The organism is Brevibacterium sp. UMB1308A, assembly GCF_030230605.1.
Taxonomy (GTDB): domain Bacteria; phylum Actinomycetota; class Actinomycetes; order Actinomycetales; family Brevibacteriaceae; genus Brevibacterium.
Genome location: NZ_JASPDO010000017.1, coordinates 48,622 through 58,020, shown reverse-complemented (window position 1 = coordinate 58,020; position 9,399 = coordinate 48,622). Strand labels below are relative to the sequence as shown.

Below are 9,399 nucleotides of genomic sequence, written 5' to 3'. Positions count from 1 at the left end.
GAAACGAACATGAACCCTGACCTGCGCGGGCGCGGGATTCCACAGGCGTTCGCGGTGCGCTGACTCATTACGTGATGACGGCCGGAAATCGCGGAAGCGCTCCGGCCGTCCGAAGTGGTGCGTGTGTCGGCCGTGCGCTGGATCGTCGCTCGCCCGTGCTCGCGCATCAGATCGGCCCAAGTCCCACCGACCTCGGCAATCGAGCAGCCGGACTGGATAACCAACTGCACCGCCTCGGCCTTTTACTACGCACTGGATTTCCGACGTGATCGTGGTGCCATGATCGTGTTCTCCTCGCATCAAGCGACTTCCCGTAAGCGGATTCTTCAGTGGCTCGATTCCCTTGAAGCTGATACCGCGTTTTTGCGAGACCATCTGAAGTTCTCTCTGCTGCTGTTAGACCAGTAAAAGGCAGGTGCCGACCGGATGCTTGCAGAGCGGGCCGAACTGGGGTGAGCTTTCATGGCTTGGAGGTCCGGCATTAGGCCCAATGGAGCAGTGGCCTCGTAACACGGACGGGGAACCGTTGGCGCACATTGCAACCATCCAACTTGGTGAAGCTCAAGCGTTACTTGAATCCCCGGACTTCACGGAACTCGACCGGCCAGAACCCACCGCCCGTTTACCGGAAACCGGCTACCTTGAAATGTTCCACCATGTAGGCACCGATGTGAACCCTGAAGATGAAGGCGCCGGCGGGTGGCTTGTTCGTCATGTGCCGCTCACCCGGTGCGCCAACCAGTTTTGCTTGGGACGGGCTTCAGCCTGCCTCGGGCTATGGAATTCATTGAGGATGCTGCATTCGAGGCTGCTGAGCGGGTTGAAGACGAAGTGAACGCGACCTGGATGGCAACAGCGACTCGGGCGATACCTACGCTCATGAGGTCCTGGAGGTAAATCTTCAGGGCGTCAAGTTCGTGAGTTGGTGTGCCCGTTGGTTGCACTAACTGTGTCAGTGCCTCCGGGTATCACTTATATTGAGGGGAAAGTACTTTTGGAGGTTTCATGGGGCATCCCTGGGACGTGAAGTTCAGCGCGCAAAGCTGCATCAGACGATCTGGAGAGTGGCAAACGATCTTCGCGGTTCCGTCGACGGGTGGGACTTCAAAGCGTATGTACTGGGAATGCTGTTCTACCGGTTCATCTCCGAGTCGATCGCTGACTACATTGAGCAGGACGAAGACGAAAACTTCTCATACGCTGACATGTCCGATGAGCTGGCGGAAACGATCCGCGAAGAAACCGTGGACGAAAAAGGTTTCTTCATCCTGCCGTCAGAACTGTGGAAAACGTGGACGTCAACTCCACCCGTTTGGGTAGTGGTGTAGAGCGTCGCAACGAAAAGCTGGTGAAGCTGCTCAACGCCATTGGTGAAATGGACTTGGGCGACAAGCGTGACGAAGGTATCGACATGTTTGGCGACGCGTACGAATACCTCATGCAGATGTACGCCTCCCAAGCAGGTAAGTCCGGAGGCGAGTACTATACGCCACAAGAAGTCAGCGAACTGCTGGCCCGGCTCACGGTTATTGGAAAAACCCGTGTCAACCGGGTGTGCGAAGCTCTCCGCACGGATTTGATACAAATTCGCGGCTCGTATGGGTTGGCAGCCTGAGTGGTTCATTAAGATAACCATGGGTTCACGCAAATCACCTTGGCGTCAGCTTTCAAACAAGAAAGAGAGACCGGTGGAAAATTTTCTAGCGCTAGTGAAGGAAGAAAGCTGGCGACGTGTAGTTAAGCCTCACAACTACACTGAATCGAACTCGCTTAGCTATTCGACTCTTGTCTACGTGGACGAAGTGTCAGGAGCGTCTTATGACAGAAGCACGAATCAAGAGTCAAAACGCCAAGACGCTGTTTTGTTTATTCCGATGTTAATAGTTCAAACCCTACCGGCTGGGTTTAATCCTGTTACGGCCGGTTTTCATACATACCGGCGAGGAAAACTCCCGATAACTCTTCTTGCCGCGAACTCTGTCTCTATGGAAATTGAATCATCGGAACTGGTTATTTCGATTAACGGCACGAATGAATCCACCTTGACGATAAGGATTGGGGAAAGCGATCCTGTGGTGGGAATAGTTAGAAATTGTAAGAATTTGAGCTTAGGGATACCTTCTAAGAATGAATTACAGTTCACTCGGGTGTCTACCGATGAGGTAAACTCACCGCCTCTTTTCCCGATGAGAACGGGTGGTCTGCTTAACCGGGAAGATGAATCGATAAGAAGACTAGACGAGGCAGCCGAACTTGCTGCGCGCTACAAGTCGATTATCCCTACTCGCCCGGATTCGTATTTAGACTCAAAGGAAGGCGCCTCCAACTACGATGTTTACCAATCGACATCTGGCTGCTATTCCCTTCCGAACGTAACTCGCCTGGGCGGCATTTGCTGGGCATGTGCGAAGCAGGAGACCACTCGCGAGCATTGCTCCCCAAAATGGTTGGCCGATTACTACAAAGTTGAACCTCTTGTTGCTCCAATCTTGTGTGGCGACTGTAATGGGTACTTTGGAGCGGCAATTGAGTCTCGTATGGCTGAGGTTCTGCGCCCTCCAATTACCCGGATCTCAGAAGAGGAATGGATACTAATCGTTGTTTGGTCAATTAAAACAGCGTTAACGATGTCACTCGCAAGTGGCGTGCGCTTTCACCCGTCTTGGTTGAATTCATTACGTAATGGGAGGGTTCCGGATGGATTCAAGGTGTACTTCGATCCTAGACTTTCTCTGAACGAACAGGGATTCAACTATGGAGTCTCAAAGTTTTCTGATCGGCTTGTCGCAGAGGGAGCATTTCTTTTCACGCTCTCCACACCTGCCTTCACAATGTGCGTGATCAGAGAAGTCGGTAACTCGGTAGAGGTTCCACTTCTCGAGATTTACCCCAAGATCTATTCAGAGCCTTCAGTGCTAATGTCAGGGGCGTTTGCAGATATGCATCAACAAATACACGAAAGCATTTCTGGACAGATAACTATCCCAAACGATTTGCCGTTGCGAAAACAGGCACCTCGCAGTTAATTGGTTGAAAAGAAGTATCTCCTTTAGACCAACAAACTCAGTTTGTCGGCGTTCCTAAATTTGAAGGTGATAGTTCTATCGGCCATAGTTTCAACGTGGTCGACCAGCGTGTGCCAAAGGTATGGGGTGAACTCGAGTTTGGCTGGGTCAAGTTTTTCGATTTTTGCATTTGTAATGCTGGTAGCCCGACTGCTGGTCTTCTAGATCGCTGATTCGACTGATCATTTCTTCGTATTCGGCTAGTAGCTGGGTGTGCTCTTCAGCGAGTTTGTCGTAGTGGCGTTGGTAGACGGTTTGGTCTTGTGCGACCTTAGCGTTGTGGGCGATGAGCTTGTTGAGGGCTTCGGAGGCTGCGTTGACGCGGGCAAGAAGCTGGTCTGCTTGGATTCGTAGATCGGTGGTGTCGAGTTCTTCCATGATGGCAGCGTCGAGTAGCTCACCTGCCTGGGTTTGATCGGTGATGAGCTGGTAGACGGCGTCGATGAACGCGGTCTTAATTTGTTGATCGGTCAGGTTCGGGGTTTCGCATTTGGTATTGGCGTCGTATTTGTTGTTGCACCGCCAGATTTGTTTTTCGTATTTGGTGCCTGAATGCCAGGTTTTCGAGCCGTACCAGTGTCCGCATTGTCCAGACCGGATTTTGCCTGAGAAGGTGCGTTGCCGGGAGGAGCGTCGGCCGGTGGCGGAGGGCAGCGAGTTCTGCTTGGACGAAGTTCCACACGGCTGGGGTGATGATCGGCTTGTGGTTGCCGGTGATGCCTTCGTCGGTGTAGATTCCTGCGAGTTTCCACCCTGCGTGGCTGCTGACGTAGCGGGTGTAGTAGTCGACTTGAGCTTCGTACGAGGTGACTGGATCTTCGTGGTCAGTAGAGACGCGGGCGTATCCAGCTACTTTGCGGACGGTGGTTTGCCCTAGCGGTGTGCCGGTGTGGAGTCGACGGGTGGCCGGGATGGCTGTGACGGTACGTGCCATGGGTTAGCCTTCACCTCGTTCCTTGCGTAGCCTTTCTGCTTCGGCTTTGGCGACTGCCCGGTATTTAGCGAGTGCCTCGAGTAGGGTTTTGACTTGGCGTGGATTGTCGAGGCCGAGTCGTTTCGCTTCAGCCCACCTCGCTTGGACAAGTTCGCCCCATGCTTGACGTTTCGCTGGAGTCCACGACGCTTTCTTCAGCTGGAGCCGCCATTTCCGTTCCAGCCTGGTGCCGTCAGTGAAATGGAACAGGTAGCGATCTTTACTCACCACATCTATGTGGTCGATTCGCTCTGAGAAAGTTTCATCGTCGAATTCATCGATCTCCAAGACGTCGGCAATGAATGTTTTGAGTGCGGTGTCGGAGATTTCTCCGGTTCCACACTCGGTGTTGCGTCCTTTCTTTCGTTCGGTGCAGATCCAGTGTTAGGTGGTGATGGCGTTGGTGGTGCGTGGTTTTCTACGGCAGCGGACGAAGGAACAGTCTCAGGTGACGCATCTGATTTTCGAAGTCAGTGCGACGGTGTTGATTGACCAGTTTGCTCTTGCGCCTAGTTCACGTCGTCTGGCGATCTGGGCTTGAACTTGAGTAAAGGTGCCTTTGTCGATGATGGCGGGGATGGCGTTTTCGACCAGGTACATGGGATGCTCAGCGGAATTGCGCACCGCCCGGCCGGGTTTGCTTTCTTGGGTTGACCATTGGCCGAGCAGCAGGTCGCCGGTGTAGGACGGCTTCTTCAGGATGTGGCGTACCCACTCTCCCGGTGCTTGGCTGTCGCGGCCGTCTGTGATGAGTTGGGTGGCCATCGCCTCACATGAGGTGGGCAGCATGTACTGGGCGCAGATCCAGCGCACCACCTCCGCCTCCTGCTCGACGATCTGGACGTCGGTCGCATCCGGAGAGTCGCTGTAGCCGTAGAGGTGAAAACCGTTTGCTTTGCCTTGCTCGAAGCCTTTCCTCACCCGCCATTTCACGTTCTGGCTGTTCTGCTCCGACTCGGCCTGCGCGAAGGACGCGAGCAGGGTGAGCACCAGCCCCCTATCAACGGAGAACGTGGAGATATTCTCTTTTTCGAAGCGAACCTCGACGCCGAGGGTTTTCAGTGCCCGGATTGTTTCCAGCAGGTCGCCGGTGTTGCCGGTGAACCGGGAGATCGACTTGGTCAAGATCAGGTCAATCTGACCGGAGCGGGCAGTGGCGAGCATGGCTTGGAATTGGGGACGGTTGGTGGTGGCGTCTGAGATACTCGAGTCGGCGTAAACGCCCGCATACTCCTATCCGGGGGTGGATTGGATCAGGTCAGAGTAGTGGGAAATCTGTGCCGACAATGATTTCGGGGTCCGGTCGGTTTCCGTCGAGATGCGGGCACACGCCACGAACTTCTTGGCCCGCGCACTTTGCGGTGCGTTCCATCCTCGCCATAGCTTTCCTTGTCTGACTAGGGGTTTTGTATCGTTTGCACGTCTATACATCACTCTGAGCGGCCGTGGAGTCAACCAAGATTTGTGCTTTCAACGCCCCGATTTCCGCACCTGTGGCGGCGGTGATCCGGGAGGCGACACGAGCCGACTGTGCCTGCGTGAGGATGCCGGATTGTGTGAGGTGGTTGAGTCGGGCGAGCGCGAGTGCGGTGGTCGTCTCGGCGTGCAGTCGGGCCGGTGTCATGGGCGTCCGCCTTTGGTGCCGAAGCGGTGACGGGTGTAGCAGGCGTGGCTGCAATACAAGCGGTGCTTGTTGCCGTACGCGCTGAACTCGGCACCGCAGTGTGGGTAGGTGAACGGGTAGAACGCGCGGCGGTTGATCTTCTCGGGGCGGGCATGCCACCAGGTGTGGTGGCACTGCTGACTGCATAACTTCGCCGGCCGAGTACCGGTGATTGGTGTGCCGCAGTTAAAGCACCACACCCCGAGCGGGTCCTCGACTGGCGCGATGGTCGGATCAGGGGTGATACGGGCGCGGCGGCACCACGTTTTGACGGTGTTGACGTTGAGTTCCAGGTGGGCGGCAATCGCCGCGTATGTCACCCCGGCTCGACGCATCACGGTGATCTGCTCCTGCTGGGTCGATGTCACTGCCGTCACCGGTTGGCTCCCTTCCATCCGAACCACCGACTTCGGCGGTCTCATCTTTCAGGCACCAGCCGCCAGGAAACCGGACGGGCCACGAACGCCTTCTCACCCATACGCCCCCGACACCGGCCGAATCCGGACGGGTCGCTAGGACAATTGCTGAGGCAGTCTTCGGGTCAACACACCCTGTGTCGCTGGAGTCCCGGCATGAACTCGGTTAGCGTGGGGACGTCCTATCGCGAGCCGCGACCCCGGCCGGGAGCGGCTCGAAGACACGGACTCTGGCACGTAACGTTGACGAAACAGCCCCCCTGGCGTAGTGTGAAATGCGATAGATCCCCGGTCAGGCCTCTCGTCCCGTAAGGGACAATGCACAAATGACCGGGGCCTTTCATTTTCAGGAAGCTCATGGATAAACGCTGGCTCAGTTACGACGAACAAGTCGAACTGCTTCAAAAACGTGGTTTGACCGTCACTGACACCACATCAGCAGCCGACTTCCTCTCTCGCGTAAACTACTACCGTATCTCAGGATATTTCCGTTACTGGCAAATCGACCCTATGGCGGGCGACAACCGCTTCTTAGACGGTTCATCCTTTGATGTGATCCAGCGTCTCTACGAAGCCGAACAAGATCTCATTGCAGTCTGTGATGAAGTCCTCCACCCGATCGAGGTTCTCCTCAGGACCCGGTTCGCTTACTACTACGCCCAGCGTGTCGGAACGATCGGAGCGTTCGCTCGAGGTGAAGGGTTCACTCAATCTCCTGATTCTAATGACGAACGTGTCGAAGAGCATGCGCTGTCGAACCTAGATCGAAGCAAGGAGACCTTCGTGTCTCACTACCGCGATGAGATCAAAACCGGTAGGACTTACAGTATCGAGGCCTATGCACGCATGCCCATCTGGGTAGCGGTAGAGGCCTTCTCGTTTGGGAGCCTGTCCAGGCTCATCGAGGCTTCGAGCACGTCCGGAGTACTACACGACATGGCAGCGTCGATGAACGTTTCTCCCACCACATTGCCAAGCCAAGTCAGATCATTCGTCTACCTACGTAACCGTAACGCCCACTGCGCGAAACTATGGAATCACGCTGTTCTCGACCGTCCAGGGCTCCTGCCCAATATCGCCCGACGAGCCAAACGAGACCATCGCCCGTTCAACGATCACTCAATCTACAAGATCTTCGTCGCGCTTGAACAAGTCGCCACCAGGACCGGCCTCCAGCAGGATTGGCTCGCCAACCGCGTCGAACCAATCCTTACCTCCAATGCCCTCCTTGCCACAGGCATCGCAACTCCAGCCCGCTACGGAGAAATGTCACCACAGCTCCTCACCACCAACAACTAGCTCTCCACCACCGTCAATCCTTGCGGTAATACGCGCACTCGTAGCCGTCGGCCTCCAGTGGGAGCCCTGCCGCCCAGGCGGGTGGGGTGGTCATGAGAGCGCAGGCGTCGGCGACGGTGAAGCCGGAGTCGGTGGGTTCTTCGATGACAATCTCGTCGTGGACATGCATGACTATCTGGTGCACAGCGTCTGCGACGAGTTGCATGGCGTGGACGAGGAGGTCGCGAGCGACTGCTTGAACGATGTTCTCGATGAGCTTCCCGCCGTAGGTTTCCAACCGCCCCCACTTACGACCAGTCGTGACACCGTGGTAACTGACGGAAGTGCCACCCCACCGGTTCTCACCCAACTGGGGCTTCACGTAAGCAAGTCGTCTGCCCGACCGCAGTGCAATGAAAAGAATGCCCGACTCCACGCCGAAGCCAAGGTTGCGTAGCCGGATCGGTTGTCTGGTGGTGATCGCATCGAGTGCGGCCTGCTCGACGTCGGCCCAGAGCTGCATGATGTGCGGGTTCGCGGCCCGCCATGCGTCCACAATGGGTTTGAGTTCGTGCTCTGCCAGCCCCATCCGCAGCGCACCCATGGTTTTCAGTGCTCCCACGGAGCCCTTGTAACCGCAGGCCAGCGTGGCGATCTTCCCTTTCTGGCGGAGTAGTCGGCGACGATGAACCGGCACCCGGCGCTAGGGATGAACGCGGTACGGATCAACTGGGACAGCGTGTCGGGCACGGAGTCGTATAGCAGTTCGATCGCGTCGAGGTTGCGTCGCCTGGTGAGGGTGCGGGCTTGGTCAAGGTCGGGCAAGTAGTTGCGCGGCAGGTTCTGTACTTGGACGAGGCGTCCTGTGAACCTGCCGGTGCGTCCTGCCCCGTAGAACTGGATGAGACCGCGTGCTCGCCCGTCCGAACCTGCGACGTTGTGCATGGTCTGGTACTTCTTCACCGATAATTTCGCCAAGTCGCCATGCAGTTCCAACACTTCTTTGACTTTTCCGGTAGCGGTGTCGAGGGCGACGGCGGAGGCCGCGAGGGTGTGGTCAAGCAGGATTCCGGTGTCGTTGATCCCCTGGTCAAGCGCGTAGGCGTCCCACTCGGCTTTGGGCATCGGAAACGACGAGAGCCGGTCGTGGATTGCGAGCTCGACTTCGACGTCGCGTCTGTTGTAATCGACGAACGCCTGCCAACCATCTGGGTCGCTGGACGGCAGGTTCCGGGTGCCGCCGCCGTTGAGCACGCTGGGTGTGGCTGGCGTGCAGAATTGCTTGATCAGCCGCTTACCCGCCGTATCCTTCTGAACGTCAAGGTCAAGAGCCTCACCGGCCGCATCCAAGCTCATCGGCAGACCGAAGTTAGCCAACCACACCATCGTGCAGCGCCACTGGCTCGGGTCAAGAAACCCGGCCGCCAACAGCTCGGGGTGATGACGCTGCATGCACGCGGAGAGCGCGACCCGCTCGAAGGTAGCGTTATGCGCCCACTTGACCACGTCGGGATCGGTCACTGTCGCGAGCACCTCGTCGGGCAGCCCACCATCACTGGCGAGATCGACGACTTCCACCGGGCCGTCGTCGATCGAGTAGCCGGAGATGAGGAGGCGGAAGTCGGGGTGTTCGGCATACGGGTAGACGCCGGTTTTCGCTAGGGCTGCTGGGCTGAAGATTTCAATATCGATAGCGATCTGGCGCATCAGGGCTCCTGGACAGTCGGGTAGGCGAAGGTGAGGGAGCCAACCGGTGTTTGGTGGCTCCCTCACTGCTGGGGTGTTACTTCGAGTCGAGGTTGTAGGTTGCGTTCATCCTGTCGAGCTCGGCGTTCTCCTTGGCGATCAGCTCATCGATGCGCTGACGTTCGCGGCGTTTGACCCGCTTGTTCTTTATCCAGTAGTAGCCCCAGACCATCCAGAACGGGATCAGGACGTAGACCCACACGGCGAGGGTGATGGCGTTGAAACAGTCACTCATGATTCAGCCTCCTTAGTTGAGGA

The 9,399-nt window shown here is 56.6% G+C and carries 14 protein-coding genes and 3 pseudogenes; 5 read left to right on the top strand and 12 right to left on the bottom strand.

Going from position 1 to position 9,399, the window contains the following annotated elements:
* Positions 1–375: hypothetical protein (locus QP868_RS08410; RefSeq protein WP_284926128.1), on the bottom strand; the 375-nt coding region annotated here is incomplete at its 3' end.
* Positions 376–490: 115 nt separating this feature from the next.
* On the opposite strand from QP868_RS08410, the gene QP868_RS08405 reads away from it, so the two are divergent.
* From QP868_RS08405 to QP868_RS08395, 4 genes are all read left to right on the top strand, one after another.
* The gene (locus tag QP868_RS08405; protein WP_473964641.1) at positions 491–835 is read left to right on the top strand and encodes a YwqG family protein; all 345 of its coding nucleotides are present in this window, start codon (positions 491–493) and stop codon (positions 833–835) included.
* Positions 836–1,064: 229 nt separating this feature from the next.
* Positions 1,065–1,328: a type I restriction-modification system subunit M N-terminal domain-containing protein gene (locus tag QP868_RS12150; protein ID WP_473964640.1), complete on the top strand. Its 264-nt coding sequence runs from the start codon at positions 1,065–1,067 to the stop codon at positions 1,326–1,328.
* Complete coding sequence (locus QP868_RS12145) at positions 1,292–1,615, top strand: N-6 DNA methylase (RefSeq protein WP_473964639.1); 324 nt, start codon at positions 1,292–1,294, stop codon at positions 1,613–1,615. Before QP868_RS12150 ends, QP868_RS12145 begins: the two co-directional genes overlap by 37 nt.
* 370 nt (positions 1,616–1,985) lie before the next feature.
* On the top strand, positions 1,986–3,026 hold the full coding sequence (locus QP868_RS08395) for a hypothetical protein (RefSeq protein ID WP_284926126.1): 1,041 nt from the start codon (positions 1,986–1,988) through the stop codon (positions 3,024–3,026).
* Between the two features lie 147 nt (positions 3,027–3,173).
* On the opposite strand, the gene QP868_RS08390 is transcribed toward QP868_RS08395, so the two are convergent.
* The 8 genes and pseudogenes from QP868_RS08390 to QP868_RS08360 all read right to left on the bottom strand — a co-directional run bounded on the left by QP868_RS08390 (position 3,174) and on the right by QP868_RS08360 (position 6,078).
* Positions 3,174–3,443: a hypothetical protein gene (locus QP868_RS08390; RefSeq protein ID WP_284926125.1), complete on the bottom strand. Its 270-nt coding sequence runs from the start codon at positions 3,441–3,443 to the stop codon at positions 3,174–3,176.
* A 114-nt stretch (positions 3,444–3,557) separates the two neighbouring features.
* Positions 3,558–3,665: pseudogene (locus QP868_RS12105) on the bottom strand (hypothetical protein); the annotation flags it as partial.
* Positions 3,666–3,780: 115 nt separating this feature from the next.
* Positions 3,781–3,999: pseudogene (locus tag QP868_RS12100) on the bottom strand (recombinase family protein); the annotation flags it as partial.
* A gap of 3 nt (positions 4,000–4,002) precedes the next feature.
* Positions 4,003–4,266 carry a hypothetical protein gene (locus QP868_RS08380; protein ID WP_284926123.1) on the bottom strand — a complete coding sequence of 88 codons (264 nt, stop codon included), beginning with the start codon at positions 4,264–4,266 and terminating at the stop codon, positions 4,003–4,005.
* A gap of 216 nt (positions 4,267–4,482) precedes the next feature.
* Positions 4,483–4,959 carry a recombinase family protein gene (locus QP868_RS08375; protein WP_284926130.1) on the bottom strand — a complete coding sequence of 159 codons (477 nt, stop codon included), beginning with the start codon at positions 4,957–4,959 and terminating at the stop codon, positions 4,483–4,485.
* Positions 4,945–5,250, bottom strand: a pseudogene (locus tag QP868_RS08370) (recombinase family protein); the annotation flags it as partial. The pseudogene QP868_RS08370 and the gene QP868_RS08375, both read right to left, overlap by 15 nt.
* 211 nt (positions 5,251–5,461) lie before the next feature.
* Positions 5,462–5,662, bottom strand: a complete 201-nt coding sequence (locus QP868_RS08365; protein ID WP_284926122.1) for a hypothetical protein — start codon at positions 5,660–5,662, stop codon at positions 5,462–5,464.
* On the bottom strand, positions 5,659–6,078 hold the full coding sequence (locus tag QP868_RS08360) for an RNA polymerase sigma factor sigma-70 region 4 domain-containing protein (RefSeq protein WP_284926121.1): 420 nt from the start codon (positions 6,076–6,078) through the stop codon (positions 5,659–5,661). Before QP868_RS08360 ends, QP868_RS08365 begins: the two co-directional genes overlap by 4 nt.
* Positions 6,079–6,474: 396 nt before the next feature.
* On the opposite strand from QP868_RS08360, the gene QP868_RS08355 reads away from it, so the two are divergent.
* Complete coding sequence (locus tag QP868_RS08355) at positions 6,475–7,416, top strand: Abi family protein (protein WP_284926120.1); 942 nt, start codon at positions 6,475–6,477, stop codon at positions 7,414–7,416.
* 13 nt (positions 7,417–7,429) lie between these two features.
* On the opposite strand, the gene QP868_RS08350 is transcribed toward QP868_RS08355, so the two are convergent.
* The 3 genes from QP868_RS08350 to QP868_RS08340 are packed head-to-tail and all read right to left on the bottom strand — an operon-like array spanning position 7,430 to position 9,376.
* Positions 7,430–8,017, bottom strand: coding sequence for a DNA polymerase family A protein (locus QP868_RS08350; RefSeq protein ID WP_284926119.1), 588 nt, complete (start codon positions 8,015–8,017; stop codon positions 7,430–7,432).
* The gene (locus tag QP868_RS08345) at positions 8,005–9,168 is read right to left on the bottom strand and encodes a bifunctional 3'-5' exonuclease/DNA polymerase family protein (protein ID WP_284926118.1); all 1,164 of its coding nucleotides are present in this window, start codon (positions 9,166–9,168) and stop codon (positions 8,005–8,007) included. Before QP868_RS08345 ends, QP868_RS08350 begins: the two co-directional genes overlap by 13 nt.
* A 10-nt stretch (positions 9,169–9,178) precedes the next feature.
* Positions 9,179–9,376: a hypothetical protein gene (locus tag QP868_RS08340; RefSeq protein ID WP_284926117.1), complete on the bottom strand. Its 198-nt coding sequence runs from the start codon at positions 9,374–9,376 to the stop codon at positions 9,179–9,181.
* Positions 9,377–9,399 lie beyond the last annotated feature (23 nt).

Coding starts and splice junctions, on each gene's coding strand:
- QP868_RS08390 (WP_284926125.1), bottom strand. CDS start 3,443: ATGGAAGAACTCGACACCACCGATCTACGAATCCAAGCAGACCAGCTT.
- QP868_RS08340 (WP_284926117.1), bottom strand. CDS start 9,376: ATGAGTGACTGTTTCAACGCCATCACCCTCGCCGTGTGGGTCTACGTC.
- QP868_RS08395 (WP_284926126.1), top strand. CDS start 1,986: ATGGAAATTGAATCATCGGAACTGGTTATTTCGATTAACGGCACGAAT.
- QP868_RS08355 (WP_284926120.1), top strand. CDS start 6,475: ATGGATAAACGCTGGCTCAGTTACGACGAACAAGTCGAACTGCTTCAA.
- QP868_RS08365 (WP_284926122.1), bottom strand. CDS start 5,662: ATGACACCGGCCCGACTGCACGCCGAGACGACCACCGCACTCGCGCTC.
- QP868_RS08405 (WP_473964641.1), top strand. CDS start 491: ATGGAGCAGTGGCCTCGTAACACGGACGGGGAACCGTTGGCGCACATT.